Raw genomic sequence first — 19293 nt, forward strand, 5'->3', positions numbered from 1 at the left:
GGCTTCCCCGGCGGGAAGCCCCCTCGGTCAGCTACTTGCGGATGCCCAGGCGCGCGATGATGTCGCGGTAGCGCTGGACGTCCTTCTTCTTCAGGTAGTTCAGAAGCTTCCGGCGCTGGCCGACCAGCTTGAGCAGGCCGGTGCGCGAGTGGAAGTCCTTGGCGTGCACCTTGAAGTGCTCGGTGAGGTACTGGATGCGGTGCGTGAGCAGCGCCACCTGGACCTCGGGGGAGCCGGTGTCCTTGTCCCCGAGCTTGTACTCCTCAATCACTTTTGCCTTGTCGTCGGCGGTCATGACCACAGCGTTATCCTCCGTTTTCTTGTGCCGTCAGCGGCGGTGGGGCTACCAGAGGCCCCGCAGGATGGACCAGTACACGCTGCCATCGCGCTCTTTCGCCTCGGCCAGGGCCAGGGGCGTGCCGTCGGGGTCGGCGAGCATCACGCGCTCGCCCGGGGCGCCCGTGGCTCCCGGAGCGGGAGCCTGGGCCACCGGGAGCCAGGTCCCGTTGCGCACGGCCCCGGCCTGCTCCCCGGTCAGGGTCGCCAGGGGCCAGTGCGGCAGGGCATCCCGCAGGGGGATGACCCGCCCGGGGAACTCCTCGGGCTTGCCGACCACGTCGTCCAGGCCGTGGGCCTGGTCGAGGCCGAACGGATGGCATCGCTCCCGGGTCAGGGCGGTGAGCATCGCGCCGCACCCAAGTCGAATCCCCAAGCTGTGGACCAGGGACCGTACATAGGTGCCAGCGCTCACCGTCACCCGGAAGCGCACCAGCGGCAGAGCCGTTTCCAGCACCTGCACGCGGTAAATTTCAATGGCCTTGGTCTTCACGGGCACGTCCTTGCCCGCGCGCGCCAAAGCATACAACGGCCTGCCTTCATGCTTGGCCGCGGAAACTGGGGGCACGTCCTGCGTGGTGAGCGCCTCCCAGTCGAGAACAGCCGACTCTACATCGGCAGGGGACAGGTGGTCAAACGGCTTTTCCGCGACCACCTCGCCCTGGGCGTCGTAGCTGTCGGTGCTCACGCCCAGGCGCAGTTCGCCCACGTAGGTCTTGGGCCCCTCGGTCAGGAAGGGCGCCAGCTTGGTGCCGTGGCCCAGCAGCACGAGCAGCACGCCGGTGGCCATGGGGTCCAGGGTCCCGGCGTGGCCGATCTTGCCCTGGTCCAGCGCCCGGCGGATGGTGTTCAGGCAGCCCGCCGAGGTCGGCCCGCCGGGCTTGTCGAGCACCAGCACGCCGTCCTGCTGGGCCGCGCCGCGTTTCCTGCTGCGTCCCACCCTAGGCCAGCCCCAGAACGCGCCCGGCGGCTTCGAGCACCAGGGCCTGGGCCTCGGCCATGGGCGCGGCCACCACGCATCCGGCGGCGTTGCGGTGGCCGCCGCCGCCAAGCTCGGCGGCCACGGCCTGCACGTTGACGTTGCCCCACGAGCGCAGGCTGACCTTGGTCAGCTCCGGGCTGTCTTCGCGCAGGCACACGGCGGCGCGCACGCCCTTGATGCGCCGGATGTAGTTGACCACGCCCTCGGTGTCGGCGCTCTGGGTGCCCGTGGCCTCGAACATGGCGCCCGTGATGCGGATGACGCCCACGGCGCCGCCAAAATGCAGCTCGGCGGTGTCCAGCACGCGGGCCCAGAGCTGGACGCGGCCCAGGGTCCACTGGTTCTGGAGCTTGGCGTTGAAGTCTTCGGGGTCCAGGCCCTGGCGCAGGATTTCGGCGGCCAGCTCCAGGGTCTCGGGGTGGGTGTTGCCGTAGCTGAAATAGCCCGTGTCGGTGATCATGGCCAGGTACACGGCCTCGCCCAGGGCGCCGGACAGGGGCACGTCCAGCTCGGCGGCCAGCCGGGCGATCATCTCGCCCACCGAGGCAAATCCCGTGTCCACCCAGTTGATCTGCGCGTAGCCGGGGTTGCCCAGGTGGTGGTCGATGTTGATGGTGCCCTGGGTGCCGAAGCGCCCGGCCAGCTCGTCGCCCAAGCGCGTGCGGTCGCCGCAATCCAGGGCGATGGTCCAGTCGAAGGGGCCCTGGGGCAGCTGGTCCGTGAGCGGCGCGGGGGGCGTGAGCCAGTGGAACTGCTCGGGCAGGCCGCTGGCGTTGTACAGCGCCACCTGCTTGCCCAGGCGCACCAGCAGGTGCCCCAGGGCGAAGGTCGAGCCGATGGCGTCGCCGTCGGGCCCGGTGTGGGCGGCCACCAGGAAGGTTTCGCCACCCGTGAGCGCGGCGCTAACCTGCTTGAGGGCCTTTTCCATACACCATTTCCTCGAGGTAGTCGTCATGCACGAAGACCAGCCGGGGGATGAACTTGGTCTTCAGGCGCTTGCCCAGGCCGCCGCGCAGGTAGGACGCGGCCTTGTCCAGGGCAGCGCGCACGGCGTCCAGGTCCGCCCCGGCGGGGGCGGAGTAGAGCACCTCGGCTATGGACAGGTCCTTGTTCATGCGCGCTCCGCTCACGGTGATCATGGCCAGCCGGGGGTCGGCTACCTCCAGGGCGAGCATTTCGGAGACCTCGCGCATGATCTGGTCGGCCATTCTGTGGGCGCGGCGTGAGCCGGAAGGGTGCATGAAGGCTCCTGAAAATTCAGTTCCAGTCCTCGCCCGGGGCGTCGGCGCCGTCGGCGGAGAACAGTTCGATGGCCGAGTCGGCCAGTTCCTCGGCGGTGGCGGCCTGGGCGTGCATGAGGGCCTTGTCCAGGCGGCTTTGGGCCGTGCGCGAGTCGGGCGCGACGGTGGCCACGGCCAGGACCAGGGTGCCGGGGTCGTCCTGGCGGGCGACCTCGCTCACGGCGACGTTGAAGGTGTTGCGCAGCTTCTGCTTCAGGCTGGCCGCCACCTGCCGCTTGCCCTTGAGGGTGCGGTTGCCGTGCAGGCGGAAGGTCAGGCTGAGCACGCCGATGATCATGGGGCCGCCGGGCGGCCCCGGACGTCGTGCCCGGGGCCGTCAGGTCCAGGTTAATCCAAAGTCGCGGCGGTTTCCACCTCTTCGAAGGCCTCGATGACGTCGCCGACCTTCACGTCGTTGAACTTGTCCAGGGCCGCGCCGCATTCGTAGCCGCGGCGCACTTCCTTGGCGTCGTCCTTGAAGCGCTTGAGGGAGGACAGCGTACCCGTGTAGACCACCACGCCGTCGCGCAGCAGGCGGACCTTGGAGTTGCGGCGCAGCTCGCCGTCCACCACGTAGCAGCCCGCGATGGTGCCGACCTTGGGGATGCTGAAGGTTTCGCGGACCTCGGCCTGGCCCAGGTACTTCTCGGAGATCACCGGGGCCAGCATGCCGGTCATGGCGTCCTTCACGTCGCTGACCAGCTTGTAGATGATGTCGTAGAAGCGCACGTCCACATTCTCGTGGTCGGCGACCTCCTTGATCTTGGCCGTGGGCCGGACGTTGAAGCCGATGACGATGGCCTCGGAGGCCGCCGCCAGCAGGATGTCCGACTCGGTGATCGCCCCGGCCCCGCCGTGGATGACGTTGACCTTCACGGCATCGGTGGACAGCTTCTTGAGGGCGTCCACGATGGCTTCCAGGGAGCCCTGCACGTCGGCCTTGAGCACGAGGTTCAGGTTCTGGGCCTCGGCGCCGGGCTTGGAGGCCATGAAGCTCTCCAGGGTGACCTTGGACTCGCGGGCCAGGGTGCGCTCGCGCTCCTTGAGCTGGCGGTTGCCCGCGATGCGCCGGGCCACCTTCTCGTCGTCCACGCACACGAACAGGTCGCCCGCCTGGGGGATGCCGTCGAAGCCCTGGACCTCCACCGGGGTGGCCGGTCCGGCCTCCTTGAGCTTGCGGCCCTGGTCGTTGAACATGGCGCGGACCTTGCCGTTCTGCGTGCCGCACACGAAGCTGTCGCCCTGGCGCAGGGTGCCTGCGGTGATGAGCACCGTGGCCACCGGGCCGCGGCCCTTGTCCAGCCGCGCCTCGACGATATGGCCCTGGGCGGGCTTGTCGGGGTTGGCCTTGAGCTCGAGCACCTCGGCCTGGAGCAGGACCATTTCCAGCAGGGTGTCCAGGTTCGTCCCGGCCTTGGCCGACACGTTGACGAAGATGGTCTCGCCGCCCCATTCCTCGGACGACAGGCCCTGTTCGGCCAGCTCGCGCATGACGCGCTCGGGGTTGGCCTCGGGCTTGTCCATCTTGTTCACGGCCACGATGATCGGCACGCCTGCGGCCTTGGAGTGGCTGATGGCCTCGCGGGTCTGCTCCATGACGCCGTCGTCGGCAGCCACCACCAGGATGACGATGTCCGTGACCTGGGCGCCGCGGGCGCGCATGGCCGTAAAGGCCGCGTGGCCCGGGGTGTCCAGGAACACGATCTTGCCGCGCGGGGTGGTCACGTCGTAGGCGCCGATGTGCTGGGTGATGCCGCCAGCCTCGCCCGAGGCGATCTTGGACTTGCGGATGGCGTCCAGCAGCGAGGTCTTGCCGTGGTCCACGTGGCCCATGATGGTGACCACCGGAGCGCGGGAGACCAGGGTCTCGGGGCTGTCCTGCTCCTTGGGCACCAGGTATTCGTCCTCGGAGAAGCCCACCTTTTCCAGCTCGTAGCCGAACTCGGCGGCCACCAGGGTGGCGGTGTCGTAGTCCAGGGACTGGTTGATGGTGGCCATCAGCCCGAACTGGGCGAAGAGCACCTTGATCAGCGCCTGGGCCTTGATGCCCATGCTCTTGGCCAGATCGGCCAGGCGGATGGCGTCTTCCACGCGCACCTTGCGCTTGGCGGCCTTGATGGGCTGGGTGCCCTGCGGCTCGGGAATCTCGAAGCCGCGCCGGTCGCGGCGGGTCTTCTTGCCCTTCTTGCCGCGGTCGAAGCCCTTGGGCACGTCCTCCTTGTAGGAGAAATCCACCACGCGGCGGTCCTTCTTGCGGCGCTTCTTGCTGGCGTCGCCGGAGTCGCCCGCAGGGGCCTCGCCGGGGGCAGGGCCGGCCCCGGGCCCGGCAAAGCCGCCGGAACGGGGCGGACCGCCGTAGCCACCGGGCCGGGCCGGGCCGCCAGGGCCGCCGGGGCCACCATAGCCGCCGGGGCGGGAAGGCCCGCCGGGGCCGCCGGGGCCGCTCGGCGCAGGGCCCTGGCCGCGCAGGCGCAGCACCGGCTTCTGGCGCTCCTGCTGCGGCTCTTCCATGGCCGCGGGCATCAGGGCCGGATCGGGCCGGGAAATGACACGCACCTTGGGCGTGATGACGATCTTCTTCTTTTTCTTCTTCTTCAGCGCGCCCTCGCCGTCCTCGGCGCCTTCGGCGCCCTCGGCCACGGGCTCGTCGGCGGCCTCGCTCCGGGCGGGGGCCTCCTCGCCGGGCTCGTCGGCCACATCCTGGCCGGGGGTCTCGGCCTGCACGGGGGCCTCGGGCTGGTCCTGCGCCTGCGGGGCTTCGGGAGCCGGAGCCTCGGCCTGGGCCTCGGGCGCCGGGGCAGCGGCCTCGGGGGCCTGGGCGGCTTCGGGCGCCTGGGCCTCGGGCACGGCGGTGTCGGCCCCGGGCGCCGGGGGGGCGTCGGGCGTGTGCAGGTCGGCAGCGGAGATGATGCGGGCCTTGGGCGTCTCGCGGACCACGCGGGCCTTGCGGGCGGGCCTGGGCGCGGGGGGCTCGGCCTGGGCGTCGTCGTCGGCGCTGGCTTCGGGGGCGCAGGGGGCCTCGGCCCGGGGTTCATCCTCGGGCTCGTGGTCCTGGGTCTCGTCGTCGCCTGCGTCCTCGTCGGCGGCGGCGGGAGCCTCGCCGGGGCGCACGGCCTTGCGGCGGCGGCGGACGACCATGCCGGGCTGCACTTCCTTGAGCACGACCTCGGTGGCCTTGGCGCCCTTCTTCACATGGGCGCGGACCTGGTCGGCCTCGTCGTCCTCGAGGGTGCTCATATGGCTCTTGACCGGGATATCGAGATCGCGGCACGCCTGCATGACGTCCTTGTTGCCGATCCCGAGTTCCACAGCGATGTCCTTAACCCGAAGCTTGCTTTCTACCACGTTTTTCCCCTTGGCATTTCTTCCGCCAGCCCTTGTATTTCCCTAACTGTCGTATGCATGTCGGCGCCGGGCAGCAGTAGAAGCCGCGTCCCGGCATGGTCTGGGTCGGGTCCGGGGTCGGCTCCTGGCCGCCACCGGGGCAGACGTAGCGCGTCATGTCGCGCTTGGGCAGCCTGGCCCCGCAGATCACGCACCTGCGGATCGGCCCCTGGCCCTTGTCGTCCTGCGCCATGCCCCTGCCCGACCTGCGGGCCTAGGCTTCGCCCCGGTCCGGGGTCCCGGCCTCGGGGGCGTCCTGGGTTTCGTCCTGGTCCTGGTCCTCGTCCTGGTCCTCATCCTGGTCGGCGGCGCCCGCCTCGCTGGCCCGGAAGGAGCGCAGCAGGTTGATGGCCGAGCGGATGTCGCCGATGCGGTCTTCTGTAATGGATTCGATTTCCAGGAGTTCCTCGTCGGTGGCGTTGTCCAGCTTCTCCATGGTGTCGTAGCCCGAGGAAAGCAGCCGGTCCACGGAGATCTCGGCCACGCTGGCGATCTGCTCCAGGGTTTGCAGCTCGGCGTGCAGTTCGCCGTAGCGGCTTTCGGTGAAAATGTCGATTTTCCAGCCCAGCAGCTTGGAGGCCAGCTTGACGTTCTGGCCCTTGCGCCCGATGGCCAGGGTCAGCTGGCTGTCGGGTACCACCACCTCGAGCATCTTCTCGTCCTCGTCCACGGTGATGCGGGTGATCACGGCGGGGGACAGGGCGTTGACGGCGTAGGTCGCCACGTCCGGGCTCCAGACCACGATGTCGATGCGCTCGCCGCGCAGCTCCTGGACCACGTTCTGGATGCGCGAGCCGCGGATGCCCACGCAGGCGCCCACGGGGTCCACGTCGCGGTCGTGGGAGGTCACGGCGACCTTGGCGCGGCTGCCCTGGTCGCGGGCCACGCCCAGGATGCTCACGGTGCCGTCGGCAACCTCGGGCACCTCGCGCTTGAACAGGGCGACCATGTAGTCGGGGTGCGAACGCGAGACGATGACCTGCGGGCCCCGGCCCTCGCGGCGCACCTCGATGAGGTAGGCCTGCACGCGGTCGCCGCGCTTGTAGCGCTCGCGGGGGATCTGCTCTTCCTTGGGCAACAGGGCCTCGGTGCGCCCGAGGTTGATGATCCAGCCCGTCTTGTCGCGGCGCTGGATGATGCCGGAGACGATCTCGCCCACGCGGTCCTTGTATTCCTCGTAGATGATCTCCTGCTCGGCGTCGCGCATGCGCTGGATGATGACCTGCTTGGCCGACTGGGCGGCGATGCGCCCCAGGTCCTCGATGCTCAGGCGGAAGCCCAGCTCGTCGTCGATCTGCGCGCCGGGGTCGGACTTGCGGGCGTCGTCCAGGGAAATCTCGATGGCCGGGTTCTCCACGGTCTCCACCACGGCCTTGAACTGGTAGACCTCGATCTCGCCCTGCTCGTCGTTGTAGCTGACCTCGACGTCCATGTCCTCGCCGTACTTGCGCAGCACGGAGGAACGTACGGCCTCTTCGAGGGTGTCCACCAGCATGTCGCGGTCGATGCCCTTGTCCTTGCTGATCTGGTCGATGGCCTTTTTCAGTTCCATGCCCATGAGTTATGCCTCCAGTCGCATCCGAGCCCGGGGCGGGCCGTCGCTTCGACGTTATGCCTTCTGTCCCTTGGCAGGGAATTGGTAGCGCAGGGCGGCCTTTTTCACGTTGCTCCAGGCGACGCGCACGGGCTGCCCGTTCTCCTCGGTCACGACGAAGCCGTCGGGCTCGACGCTTTCCAGCCGCCCCAGGTAGCGGCGGCGGCCCTGGGCGGCGTCGCGCAGGGTCACCTGCACCTCGCCGCCCTCGTGCCCGCGCATCTGCTCCGGGGAGAAGAAGGGCCGGTCCAGCCCCGGGGAGGAGACTTCGAGATAGTAGCTGCCGGGCACGACGTCCTCGACGTCCAGGACCACGGAAAGGTCGCGCGAGAACTCGGCGCACTGGTCCACGGTCACGCCCGCCTCGCTGTCGAGGTAGACACGCACCACGCCGCGCCCGTGCCCGCCGGACAGCTCGACCCCCCACAGGGTCAGGCCCATGGCCTGGGCCAGGGGAGCGGCCAGCTCCTCCAGGGCCTTGCGGATCCTGTCTTCAGTCATGCCTTGGAATCCTTAATAAAAAAGTGGACCCCGGGGTCCACTCGAATCATCTTCTGGGAGATGCGAGAGGGTAAAAGGTTTTTGATTTGGAGCGGGCGACGAGATTCGAACTCGCGACCTTCAGCTTGGGAAGCTGACACTCTACCACTGAGTTACACCCGCATCGTGCCGCGCCGGGGCCCCCCGGCGTCGCGAACGAACTTCTCTACCAAACCGCCCCCGGTTGTCAACTCTTTTATGTCCGCAGGGTTTCTTTGTCCAGGCCCGGGCTGGGCCCGAGGTAGGGCCGGGGTTGCGCCTGCGGGCCGCAGGGCGGAGCCGGGGTCGGGCCTCTGACGGCGCCCCCCGGGCCCGGGCCGGGCGGATTCTCGCTCCAACAACCTTGAATACATGCCGTTTCCTGGGCGGCCCGGCCTTGGCGCGCTATTTGCTTCCCTTGCGGCAGAGCAAACCCCCACGGAGGGTCCACACGATGCAGGAAAGCATGTACAGCGCCATGTTCGGGGCTTTGACCCAGGAACATCGCCTGAACATCATCGCCAACAATTTGGCGAACGTGAACACCACGGGCTACAAGCGCGACCGGATGGCCTTCAAGGACGTCTTCATCCGCTATGCCCACGACGACATCCGCGAAGCCTCGATGCACCTGAAGTCCGAGCTTTTGTTCCCGGACCCGGACCACTACGCCAAGCCGCGCATTGCCGAGGCCCGGATCGAGTTCGACCAGGGCAGCGTGAAGCAGACGGGCAACGCCCTGGACGTGGCCCTGTCGGGCGAAGGGTTCTTCAAGGTCCGCACGTTCCAGGGCGAGGAGTTCTACACCCGCGCCGGAGCCTTCCACCGCAACGCCGAGGGCGTGCTGGTCAACGGCAACGGCGACGCCGTGCTGGGCGAGGGCGGGCCCATAGAGCTGCCCCAGGGCGCCGACGTGACCATCAACGCCGGGGGGCAGATCTTCGTGGACGGTGCGGAGGTGGACACGCTGACCGTGGTCGGGCTGGACAACCTGCTGGCCATGGAAAAGGTCGGGCACACCTATTTCCGGGTGCGCACCCCGGGCGCGGCGGCGGAGATCCCCGTGCCGGAAACCGTGGTCGAGCAGGGCTACCTGGAAATGCCCAACGTCGAGGTGGTCACCGAGATGGTCAATATGATCGAGACCCACCGCGCCTTCGAGGCCTACCAGAAGATCATCACCAACACGCGCGAAATCGACACCAAGGCCACCGAACAGGTGGGCCGCGACAAGTAAGTAAGGAGGACAACCAGCCATGATGCGCTCCCTTTGGACCGCCGCCACGGGCATGGTCGCCCAGCAGCTCAATATCGACGTGATTTCCAACAACCTGGCCAACGTGAACACCATCGGCTTCAAAAAGAGCCGGGCCGAGTTCGAGGACCTCATGTACCAGAGCATGAAGATCGCCGGGTCGCCCACCGAGGCCGGGAACCTCATCCCCACCGGCATGCAGGTGGGCATGGGCGTCAAGCCGACCACGGTGCACAAGTTCTTCACCCAGGGCGATTTCCAGAACACCGGCAACCCGCTGGACCTGGTCATCGAGGGCGACGGGTTCTTCCAGGTGGATGTCAACGGCGAGATGGCCTACACCCGCGCGGGCGCCTTCAAGCTGGACAACGAGGGCCGCGTGGTCACGGCCAACGGCTACGTGCTCCAGCCCGAGTTCACCGTGCCGGTGGAGACGGCCAACGTGGTCGTCACCGAGTCCGGGCACATCGCGGCCCTGGACAAGAACGGCGACGAGCTGGCCGCCACGGACATCCCCACCTACACCTTCATCAACCCCGCGGGCCTCAAGGCCATGGGCAAGAACCTCTACACCGAGACCGAGGCCTCGGGCGCGGCCACCGAGGGCGTGCCCGGCGAGGAGAATTTCGGAACCATCGCCCAGGGCTTCCTGGAGATGTCCAACGTCGAGATCGTGGACGAGATGGTGGCCATGATCGTCGGACAGCGGGCCTACGAGATCAACTCCAAGGCCGTGCAGACCTCCGACGCCATGCTTCAGACGGCTACCCAGCTCAAGCGCTAGGCAGGGAGGACGGATCGATGACACGCACGCGGTGCCGCACGGCAATGGGCAGGCTCGGACGCTTCGCGCCCGGGCTGGCCGCGCTGGGCTCGGCGGCCCTGTTGCTGGCGACGCTTCTGGCCGCCGTGGCCCAGGCGGGAACCATGCAGGCCTCGTGGCGCCTGGCCGTGGCCCCCGCCGCCGTGGCCCGGGCCGAAACCGTGCTGCTGGGCGACATCGCCCGGCCCGTGGGCGAGTTGCCCGCCGAGCACTGGCAGACCCTGGCGGCCACGCCCCTGTGGCCCGCCCCCGCCCGCGAGGGCGAGCAGCAGAACATCGCGCGCGGCAAGCTGGCCAGCCTGTTGCGCTTCCACCTGGGCGACCTGGCCCAGCTGTGCGTGGTGTCGGGGCCGCTCACGGTGCAGCGCGGCGGGCGGCTGCTGGACGAGGCCGAGTTGCGCACCCTGGTGGCCGAGGCGCTGACGGCGCGCGTGTCGGGCATGCAGGGCGAGGTATCCCTGCGCGATTTCCGCCTGCCCGGGCAGGTCTTCCTGGCCGATGCCCAGAACTCCCTGGCCGTGGACGTGGCCGGGGGCTTCGGGCCGGGGCGGCTGTCGCTTCTGCTGCGCGAGGTCAACCCCGCCGAGATCACCGTGCGCAAGTACGGGGCCACCGTGTTTCTGGACCAGTGGATGAGCGTGGCCTGCGCGGCCCGGCCCATCAACCCGCGCGAGGATCTGACCCCCGACAAGGTCACCTTCATGCGCAAGAACGCCGCCTACCTGCGCGGCGAGCCCTGGGACGGGCGGCGCTTCGGCCTGCGCGCCGTGCGGCCCATGGGCACCGGCGAGATCATCTACAAGGCCAACCTGGACGATGTGCCCCTGGTCAGCCGGGGCGACACCCTGACCCTGGTCTACGAGGGCAGCCATGTGCGCCTGATGGCCCAGGTGGAGGCCCTGGCCGACGGCCGACTGGGCGATACCATCGTCGTGCGCAACAAGGACAGCAAACGCGAGATCGTGGCCGAGATCCGGGACGCGGAAACGGTCGTGGTGCGCTAGCACCCAAGGAGTCATGTCATGAAGTTTTCCATCGCAGCCCTGGCGCTCGTGCTGCTGGCGGGATGCGCCACGTCGAGCAAGACCCCCATGCCGACCCCGGTGCTGACCCCGCCCGTGGCCGAGGCCCCGGCGCCCCAGGACAACCCCGGGTCGCTGTTCACCCCCTCTGACGCCAACTACCTCTACGGCGACACCCGCGCGCGGAGCGTGGGCGACGTGGTCATCGTGGAGATCGTCGAGGTGGCCAAGGCCACCAACAAGGCCGACACCACCGCCGACCGCACCTCCAGTGTGGAGATGGGTGTGACCAACTGGTTCGACAAGAACGACGCGCGCCTGCTGCCCTTCGGCCCCAGCCTGGGCCTGGTGGGCAAGGTGGGCACCACGCCCATGATCGGCGCCAGCTCGTCGAGCAACTTCGAGGGCACGGGCGAGACCAAGCGCGAATCCAACGTCTCGGCGACCCTGGCCGCGCGCGTGGTGCGCGTGATGCCCGGCGGGCTCATGGAGGTCGAGGGCGCGCGCGAGGTCAAGGTCAACAACGAGACGCAGGTCATCGTGGTGCGCGGGCTGGTGCGCTCGCAGGACATCAGCCCCTCCAACACCATCGCCTCCACGCACATGGCCGACGCCAAGATCGAGTACTACGGCCAGGGCGTCCTGGCCGACAAGCAGCGCCCCGGCTGGATGACCCGCCTGCTGGACAACGTCTGGCCGTTCTAGCCCCGAGAAGGAGAAGGCACATGCCCACTGTTTCCGCCCCCGCCGTCCCGTGCCCCCGCCTCCAGGCCCGCCTGGCGGCCCTGGCCCTGGCCGTGCTCGTGCTGCTGCCCGCCAGCGCCTGGGCCGTGCGCCTCAAGGACGTGGCCACCTTCGGCGGCGTGCGCTCCAACCAGCTGGTGGGCTACGGGCTGGTGGTCGGCCTGTCGGGCACCGGCGACAAGACCGGCTCGCAGTTCACCGTGCAGTCCGTGGCCAGCATGCTCGAGAAGATGGGCGTGGCCGTGGACAAGACCAAGCTCAAGCCCAAGAACGTGGCGGCGGTGATGGTCACGGCCCGGATGCCCGTCTCGGCCCGGCCCGGCACCGCCCTGGACGTGACCGTCTCGTCCCTGGGCGACTCCCAGAGCCTGCTGGGCGGCGTGCTCCTGCTCACGCCCCTGCGCGGGGTGGACGGCAACGTCTACGCCCTGGCCCAGGGGGCACTGGCCCTGGGCGGGGTGTCGGTGCAGGGCGCCGCCGCAGCGGCCCAGAAGAACATCACCACCGTGGGCAGCATCCCCAACGGCGCCACGGTGGAGCGGGGCGTGCCCTTCCAGTACAACGCCCAGGACGAGCTGACCCTGAGCATGAACGTGGCCGACTTCACCACCACCATGAGCGTGGTGGACTCCATCAACAGCACCCTGGGGCAGGACTTCGCCCGCGCCGAGGACATCACCACCATCCGCCTGACCGTGCCCCAGGAGTTCCGGGGCAACCTGGTGCCGCTCATGGCCACCCTGGAGAACCTGGACGTGACCCCCGACGGCAAGGCCCGGGTGGTGGTGGACGAGAAGACGGGCACCGTGGTCCTTGGGCGCAACGTGCGCCTGACGCGCGTGGCCGTGGCCCACGGCAACCTGCACATCGTCATCCGCGAGAGCGCCGACGTGTCCCAGCCTGCGCCCTTCGGCGCCGGGCAGACCGTGGTCACCCCGCAGACCGACGTGAACGTGCAGGAGGAGAACAACAGCCTGGTGATGATGGAGGGCGCGACCCTGCAGGAGCTCATCGACGGGCTGAACTCCATCGGCGCCACCCCGCGCGACCTGATTTCCATCCTCAAGTCCCTCAAGGCCGCAGGCGCCCTGCACGCGGAGCTGGAGGTCATTTAGTATGCTGTCGCCCAAGATCGACGCCCAGGCCGCCCTGGACCAGGCCCGGACCCAGGAGATCCAGCGCAAGCTGGCCCTGGACAAGGTCCGCTCCGGGCTGGCCCCCGCCGCCAAGGACGAGCAGAAGCTGCGCGAGGCCACCCAGGGCTTCGAGGCCATGTTCATCCAGCAGCTGTGGAAGCAGATGCGCCAGACCGTGCCTCAGGAAGGCTACCTGCACAGCCGCGAGGAGGAGGCCTACCTCTCCATGTTCGACGAGGAGCTGTCGCGCAAGATGGCCGGGGCCGGAGGCATCGGCCTGGGCGACATGCTCTTCCGCGAGTTGCAGGAGCAGTTGGCGCGCTCGGCGGGCGGCTCGGCCACCCGCCCCGACGCGGCCCTGGGTCCGCTGCACTCCGGGCCCATGCCCCTGCACGGCGAGCCGGACGTGAAGTCCCTGGAAGAGGCGGGCGCCCTGCGGCCCCTGGAGGCCCAGGACCAGCTGCGGCCCCTGGCCCCGAGGGTCGAGCCGCGCTTCGACCCCCTGCTGGACACCGACACCGCCCTGCGCGACGCCGTGGCCGCCGGGCCGGAGATCATGCAGCGCGTGACGGCCCTGGCCACGCGCATCCGCCTGGAGACCGGCGGCGCCCCGGCCCAGGCCGTGGCCCAGGACGCGGCGCAGCAGGCCCCGGCGGCCTCCATGCAGCAGGCCCAGGCCGAGGCCGCCCCCGTGGCCCCGGCAGCTTCCGCACCGCAGGCCCAGGCGCCTGAAGCCGCGCCCCAGGCCGCCCCCGTGGCCCCGGCGGCCTCCGTGGCCCCGGCCGCTTCCACGCCGCAGGCCCAGGCCGCGGCCCAGGCCCCCGGCGCCATGCACTGGCCCGCCCGGGGTGAGGTCGTTTCCGGCTACGGCTGGCGCACCGATGCGGTCACCGGCGCCCAGCAGTGGCATTCGGGCTTGGACATCGCCGGGACCGAGGGCGACCCCGTGGCTGCCTGCTGGGACGGCAAGGTAATTTTTGCCGGACAGCGGGGCCGTTTCGGCAACCTGGTGGTGCTCGAGCACCCCGGCGGATGGCGCAGCTACTACGGCCACAACCGGGCCAACCTGGTTTCCGAGGGCGACGTGGTCAGCGCTGGCAGCAAAATTGCAGAACTGGGGGCGACGGGAAGGACCTCGGATGCCCACCTGCACTTCGAAGTCAGGCGCGAGGACAGGGCGGAGAATCCCCTTGAGGTCATGGAACGATTGCAGGCCGGGCTTTCCGGGACAACCGCCAGCATGTCGGAGTAGGGGCGATGCTCGATAGGCTCATGGAGAACGTGGGGCGACAGGAAAAGGGGCTGATGGTGCTCCTCGGTCTGCTTGAGGAAGAATTTTCCCTGCTGACCGGGCGCGACCCCAAGGCCGTGACGGGCTGCGAGTTCTCCATCCAGGAGCTTTTGCGCCAGCTGGCCGCCGAGCGCGTGGCCCTGCGCGGCCATGTCAGGGCCCTGGACCCCGGCGCACGGACCCTGAAGGACCTGCGCCAGACCCTGGGCGAGGCCGGGGTGCCCCTGGACGAGGCCATGGCCCGCGTGGACGCCCTGGAGCAGCGCTGCGCCGTGCAGGCCGAGAAGAACTCCCACCTGGCCCTGGCCCTGGCCGAGCAGAGCCGCAACATGCTCGACTTCATGCACAAGCAGATCCAGCCCAAGGGCAACGCAACGTATTCGCAGCGGGGCCGCGTGTCCTCCAGCCACCCCGAGGCCGCCCTGTTCCGCGGGAGATCGTAGATGGCCGGGCTGAACACCATCCTCGACATCGGCAAGGGGGCGCTGTTCGCCTCGCAGACGGCCATCAGCGTCGCGGGCAACAACATCGCCAACGTCAACACGCCCGGCTATGCGCGCCAGGCCGTGCGCCTCGAGGAACAGTACGCCATCAACACCACCCCGGGCCAGATCGGCACCGGGGTCAAGACCGTCGAGGTCTTCCGCTATTTCAACTCCTTCGTGGAGCAGCAGTACGTGGACAAGGTGTCCAGCGAGCGCCGCTGGGACGCCGTCTACCAGAACATGCGCGCCCTGGACAGCCTGTTCAACGAAAGCCAGACCGCAGGCATCAACGCCTCCATCGCCCAGTTCTGGCAGGACTGGCAGGACCTGGCCACCCACCCCGAGCTCAACGCCTCGCGCGAGGCGCTTCTGGGCAACTCCCAGACCCTGCTCTCGGCCATCCATACCGTGGCCGAGGACATGCGCCGCATGCAGGTCCAGATGGACGAGTTCATCGCCCAGGAGGTGGACGCGGCCAACGACATCATCAAGCAGATCGCCGAGATCAACCTCCAGATCCAGACCTCCGACGTGCCCGGGCAGAACAACGCCAACAGCCTCTACGACCGGCGCGACCAGCTCGTGCGCGAGATGGCGGGCTACCTCGACGTGAGCTACGTGGACAACGGCGGCGGCAACTTCACGGTCATGACCAAGGCCGGGCACGTGCTGGTGGACGGCGTGGAGACCTTCCGCCTGGCCTTCGAGAACGCCAAGACCTCCCAGGAGCTGACCAGCACCTCGACCTTCGACGGCGACGTCTATTTCGAGGGCGGCGACGATTTCGAGTACAAGCTGGAAGTCATCCAGGCCGGCGACGTGGCCCTGGGCGGCTCGGCGGCGCAGTTCCGCGTGTCGCTGGACGGCGGCAAGACCTGGATGACCGACGACCAGGGCAACGAGCTGCACTTCGCCGCGCGCCCTGACGAGGGGCGGATGCGCATCGGCGACCTGAGCATCTGGTTCGGCGACAAGGCCGACGCCACCGCCGACCCCACCGGGAACATGGTCGTGGGCGACAGCTTCACCATCGTGCCCAAGAAGGGCCTGTACTGGTACAAGACGACCTCCACGGCCATGAACATCACCCCGCAGCAGTACGCCAACGGGGCCGACAACACCCGCCGCCTCACCGGCGGCAGCCTGGCGGGCTATTTCCAGTTCCGCGACGAGAACATCGGCAGCTACGTGGACAAGCTCGACGGCTTCGCCAAGTCGTTCATCTGGGAGGTCAACCGCCTGCACAGCCAGGGCGCGGGCACCCAGAACCACACCAATATCATCGGCTCCTACTCCGTGGACTCGACCACCGCGCCCCTGGGCAGCAACAGCTCCGGCCTGGTGTGGGCCGACCGCCTGGAGCAGGGCAACATGCAGCTGTTCTTCTACGACGCCAGCAGCGGGGCCCTGGCCTCGGGGGCGTCCTTCGGCGCGCTGGACTTCGGCGGCGGGGCCATGTTCGACCCCTCGGTGCACTCCCTGCAGGACGTGCGCGACGCCGTCAACGGTACCTGGGGCACCTTCGTCACCGCCAGCATCGTCAACAACCGCCTGCAACTGTCGGCCAACAGCGGCTACGAGTTCGCCTTCGGCACGGACACCTCGGGCCTGGCGGCGGCGCTGGGCATGAACACGTTCTTCGAGGGCACCACGGCCCTGGATATGGAACTGACCACCATGGTCAAGTCCGACCTGGACTTCATCGCCTCGGGCCACGTCAACGGCGCGGGCGAGATCAACGTGGGCGACAACACGGCGGCCAAGGCCATCGCCGAGCTCAAGGACAAGGCCGTGCTCATCAACGTCCACACCGAGAGGCCCACCAGCCAGACCCTGGCCAAGTATTTCAACAGTATCGTGACCACCGTGGGCGGCGACACCTCCTCGGCCAAGTTCAACTACCAGTACAATGCGGCCCTGGCTGCGGACCTGGAGTCGCGCCAGCAGGAGACGGCGGGCGTGAGCCTGGACGAGGAGATGAGCAACCTCATCAAGTTCCAGCATTCCTACACGGCGGCGGCCAAGCTCATCTCGGCGGCGGACCGCATGCTCCAGACGCTTCTGGCCATCAAGAACTAGGGGGAGCACCGATGCGCGTCACCCATTCCAACCGCTTCAACCTGTTCATCGGGAACCTGAACGGCACCCTGTCGGACCTGATGGACCTGAACATCCAGGCCGCCACCCAGAAGGTCATCAACAAGCCCTCGGACAACCCCGTGGGCATGGCCCGCGTGCTCGGCCACCGCGACACCCTGGCCTCCCTGGGGCAGTACCGCGAGAACGTGAGCACGGCCAAGGGCTGGCTGGGGCTGGCCGACAACAAGCTGACGCGCATGGAGGAGATCCTGACCCGCATGCGCGAGCTGGCCGAGCAGGCCGCCACGGGCACCGTGAGCGCCGACAACCGCGAGCAGATCAGCTACGAGGGCCGCCAGCTTTACGAGGAGCTCATCGTGCTGGCCAACACCCAGTACGAGGACAAGTACATTTTCTCGGGCCACAAGACCGACACCAAGGCCTACGAGAAGGCCCTGTGGCTCAGCGACAACGACGGCTCCACGGCGGGCACGGCCTTCACCATCACCGGCGCCGCGGAAAAGACGGTGCTGGTGCGCTTCACCTCGGCGGGCACCGTGGGCACCGATGCCCTGACCTACGAATACTCCGCCGACGGCGGCAAGACCTTCACCAACGGCACCCTGGCCGCAGGCGCCACCCAGCTCAACCTGGGCGGGGTGCAGCTTGGCCTGGAGGCCGGGGTGGCCGTGACCCAGCACGACCCCACCGTGAGCGGCAGCGCGGGCAACGGCACCTGGCTCTGGGTCCGGCCCACGGCCATCTACCAGGGCGACGACAACGACGCCCTGAGCGTGGACAAGCTCGGGCCCAGCACCCTGAACGCCACGGCCAGCGGCCTGTTCGAGAAGAACATCACCGTGCGCATCGACAACACCACCACCCTGGGCGGCAACCCGGTGCGCTATTCCTACAGCCTGGACGGCGGGGCCAACTGGGTCACCGGCCTGTCCACCGACGGCTCGGCCGACCCGAACAACCTGACCCTGGTGGTGCCCGGCGGCACCCTGACCCTGTCCGACTCCGGCGGCGGCAACGCCCTGACCGCAGGCGAGCAGTTCGTCATCCGCCCGCGCACAGCCAAGATCAGCCTGGAGATCGCCCCGGGCGAGAGCATCCAGATCAACAACATCGGCAAGGACATCTTCGGCGGCATCTACGCCGACCCCGCGACCGGGCAGAAGACCCTGGCCCCCGGCCTGCCTGCGGGCGTGAACATGTTCGACGAGATCGGCAAGCTGGTGGCCTACCTGGAAACCAACAACCAGCAGGGCTGCCAGGAGGTCCTGGCGGCCATCACGCCCATCGGGCAGCACCTGATGAACCACGCGGCCCGGGTGGGCGCGTCGGAGAACAGGCTGGTGGTGGCCGACGGCGTTCTGGAAACCATGCAGCTCAACGCGAAGGAACGCATGTCCGAGGTGGAGGACGCGGACCTGAGCGAACTCATGACCAAGCTCGCCAACCAGCAGATCGTCTACGAGACCGTGCTGCGGTCCTCGTCCATGGTCATGCGCCTGAGTCTGGCGAACTTCATCTAGGGCGGCGCGCCCGCAGGACGCGGGCGCAACAATCCTCCGCAGGGACGCGGGGGCGAAACAGCAGGAAGGCGACGGACGCGCGATGCTCATACTGACAAGGCGGCCCGGGGAGAGCATCTACCTCGGCGACGACATAAAACTCACGGTGCTCTCGGTACAGGGCAAGCAGATCAAGATCGGGCTGGAAGTGCCCGACGACATGCCCGTGTACCGGGAGGAGGTCTACCTGCGCGTGCAGGAGCAGAACAAGCTGGCCCTTCAACTCACGGACCAGGATCTCCTGGCGGCGACACAGTTATGGCAAAAAGAGAAGTAACGCAGACGGTGCAGACCCGCCTGGGCAATCTGGCTGTGGACATGGCCCGCACGATCCGCTTTCCCCGCGGGCTCATCGGCTTCGAGGACTGCAAGGAGTTCACCCTGCTGCAATTGCGCCAGGACTCCCCCTTCCTCATCCTGCAGAGCCTGACCCGCCCGGAGCTGGGCCTCATGGTGGCCGATCCCTTCTGTTTCATCACCGACTACAACGTCAAGCTGGGCACGGCGGAACAGAAAATCCTGCGGCTGGACAACATCCGCCAGCTGGCGGTGCTGGTCACGGTGAGCATCCCCAAGGGCCGGCCCGAAGAGACGGCGCTGAACCTCATGGGGCCCATCCTGGTCAACCACGAGGCGCGCATCGGCTTGCAGGTGCCGCAGGTGGATTCCAAGCATCCCAGCCGGTTCCTGGTGGGCAGCATGGTCAGACAGCAGGAAACCGCCGAGCCCCTGGCCAGCGAGGCGGGGGGCTAGGCGGCTTCCGCAAAGCCGTGGCCGGGCCGG

20 protein-coding genes and 1 tRNA gene are annotated in these 19293 nt (G+C 68.5%); 11 read left to right on the plus strand and 10 right to left on the minus strand.

Annotated features, from left to right (window positions below; translation table 11 throughout):
• Positions 1 to 31: 31 nt before the first annotated feature.
• The 10 genes from rpsO to G495_RS0104805 all read right to left on the minus strand — a co-directional run bounded on the left by rpsO (position 32) and on the right by G495_RS0104805 (position 8239).
• Entirely contained in the window at positions 32 to 301 is a 270-nt protein-coding gene (gene rpsO / locus G495_RS0104760) for a 30S ribosomal protein S15 (protein ID WP_028586861.1), read from the minus strand.
• A 42-nt stretch (positions 302 to 343) separates the two neighbouring features.
• Positions 344 to 1276, minus strand: coding sequence for a tRNA pseudouridine(55) synthase TruB (gene truB / locus G495_RS0104765; RefSeq protein ID WP_028586862.1), 933 nt, complete (start codon positions 1274 to 1276; stop codon positions 344 to 346).
• 1 nt (position 1277) lies between these two features.
• Entirely contained in the window at positions 1278 to 2246 is a 969-nt protein-coding gene (locus G495_RS0104770; protein ID WP_028586863.1) for a DHH family phosphoesterase, read from the minus strand.
• Positions 2221 to 2559: a 30S ribosome-binding factor RbfA gene (gene rbfA, locus G495_RS0104775; RefSeq protein ID WP_028586864.1), complete on the minus strand. Its 339-nt coding sequence runs from the start codon at positions 2557 to 2559 to the stop codon at positions 2221 to 2223. Before rbfA ends, G495_RS0104770 begins: the two co-directional genes overlap by 26 nt.
• Positions 2560 to 2575: 16 nt before the next feature.
• Complete coding sequence (locus tag G495_RS0104780; RefSeq protein ID WP_028586865.1) at positions 2576 to 2896, minus strand: DUF503 domain-containing protein; 321 nt, start codon at positions 2894 to 2896, stop codon at positions 2576 to 2578.
• 50 nt (positions 2897 to 2946) lie between these two features.
• Complete coding sequence (infB, locus tag G495_RS0104785) at positions 2947 to 5943, minus strand: translation initiation factor IF-2 (RefSeq protein WP_028586866.1); 2997 nt, start codon at positions 5941 to 5943, stop codon at positions 2947 to 2949.
• Entirely contained in the window at positions 5918 to 6100 is a 183-nt protein-coding gene (locus tag G495_RS20910; RefSeq protein ID WP_245588367.1) for a DUF448 domain-containing protein, read from the minus strand. Before G495_RS20910 ends, infB begins: the two co-directional genes overlap by 26 nt.
• 96 nt (positions 6101 to 6196) lie before the next feature.
• Positions 6197 to 7540 carry a transcription termination factor NusA gene (gene nusA / locus G495_RS17700; RefSeq protein WP_035250920.1) on the minus strand — a complete coding sequence of 448 codons (1344 nt, stop codon included), beginning with the start codon at positions 7538 to 7540 and terminating at the stop codon, positions 6197 to 6199.
• A 51-nt stretch (positions 7541 to 7591) separates the two neighbouring features.
• A complete protein-coding gene (locus G495_RS0104800) occupies positions 7592 to 8077 on the minus strand; it encodes a ribosome maturation factor RimP (RefSeq protein WP_028586867.1) in 486 nt (161 codons plus the stop codon).
• Between the two features lie 87 nt (positions 8078 to 8164).
• Positions 8165 to 8239, minus strand: a tRNA-Gly gene (locus tag G495_RS0104805).
• 310 nt (positions 8240 to 8549) lie between these two features.
• Between G495_RS0104805 and flgF the strand changes: the two genes are divergently transcribed.
• The 11 genes from flgF (at position 8550) to fliW (ending at position 19263) form a co-directional block, all read left to right on the plus strand.
• Entirely contained in the window at positions 8550 to 9332 is a 783-nt protein-coding gene (gene flgF, locus G495_RS0104810; protein WP_028586868.1) for a flagellar basal-body rod protein FlgF, read from the plus strand.
• Positions 9333 to 9351: 19 nt separating this feature from the next.
• A complete protein-coding gene (flgG, locus tag G495_RS0104815) occupies positions 9352 to 10134 on the plus strand; it encodes a flagellar basal-body rod protein FlgG (RefSeq protein ID WP_028586869.1) in 783 nt (260 codons plus the stop codon).
• A gap of 17 nt (positions 10135 to 10151) precedes the next feature.
• On the plus strand, positions 10152 to 11177 hold the full coding sequence (gene flgA / locus G495_RS0104820; protein WP_084457853.1) for a flagellar basal body P-ring formation chaperone FlgA: 1026 nt from the start codon (positions 10152 to 10154) through the stop codon (positions 11175 to 11177).
• A gap of 18 nt (positions 11178 to 11195) precedes the next feature.
• Positions 11196 to 11900 (plus strand): flagellar basal body L-ring protein FlgH, encoded by a 705-nt coding sequence (locus G495_RS0104825; RefSeq protein WP_028586871.1) that lies wholly within the window; start codon positions 11196 to 11198, stop codon positions 11898 to 11900.
• Positions 11901 to 11920: 20 nt separating this feature from the next.
• Complete coding sequence (locus G495_RS0104830) at positions 11921 to 13054, plus strand: flagellar basal body P-ring protein FlgI (protein ID WP_035250922.1); 1134 nt, start codon at positions 11921 to 11923, stop codon at positions 13052 to 13054.
• A gap of 1 nt (position 13055) precedes the next feature.
• Positions 13056 to 14327 (plus strand): peptidoglycan DD-metalloendopeptidase family protein, encoded by a 1272-nt coding sequence (locus G495_RS22755; RefSeq protein WP_051445074.1) that lies wholly within the window; start codon positions 13056 to 13058, stop codon positions 14325 to 14327.
• A 5-nt stretch (positions 14328 to 14332) separates the two neighbouring features.
• Positions 14333 to 14809, plus strand: coding sequence for a flagellar protein FlgN (locus tag G495_RS0104840; protein WP_028586873.1), 477 nt, complete (start codon positions 14333 to 14335; stop codon positions 14807 to 14809).
• On the plus strand, positions 14810 to 16930 hold the full coding sequence (flgK, locus tag G495_RS0104845; RefSeq protein WP_028586874.1) for a flagellar hook-associated protein FlgK: 2121 nt from the start codon (positions 14810 to 14812) through the stop codon (positions 16928 to 16930).
• 11 nt (positions 16931 to 16941) lie between these two features.
• Complete coding sequence (gene flgL / locus G495_RS0104850; protein ID WP_028586875.1) at positions 16942 to 18471, plus strand: flagellar hook-associated protein FlgL; 1530 nt, start codon at positions 16942 to 16944, stop codon at positions 18469 to 18471.
• Between the two features lie 82 nt (positions 18472 to 18553).
• Positions 18554 to 18787, plus strand: coding sequence for a carbon storage regulator CsrA (gene csrA / locus G495_RS0104855; protein WP_028586876.1), 234 nt, complete (start codon positions 18554 to 18556; stop codon positions 18785 to 18787).
• The gene (fliW, locus tag G495_RS0104860; protein ID WP_028586877.1) at positions 18769 to 19263 is read left to right on the plus strand and encodes a flagellar assembly protein FliW; all 495 of its coding nucleotides are present in this window, start codon (positions 18769 to 18771) and stop codon (positions 19261 to 19263) included. The genes csrA and fliW overlap by 19 nt, the downstream gene beginning before the upstream one ends.
• Positions 19264 to 19293 lie beyond the last annotated feature (30 nt).

Origin of the sequence: Desulfocurvus vexinensis DSM 17965, assembly GCF_000519125.1 — a bacterium.
GTDB lineage: Bacteria > Desulfobacterota > Desulfovibrionia > Desulfovibrionales > Desulfovibrionaceae > Desulfocurvus > Desulfocurvus vexinensis.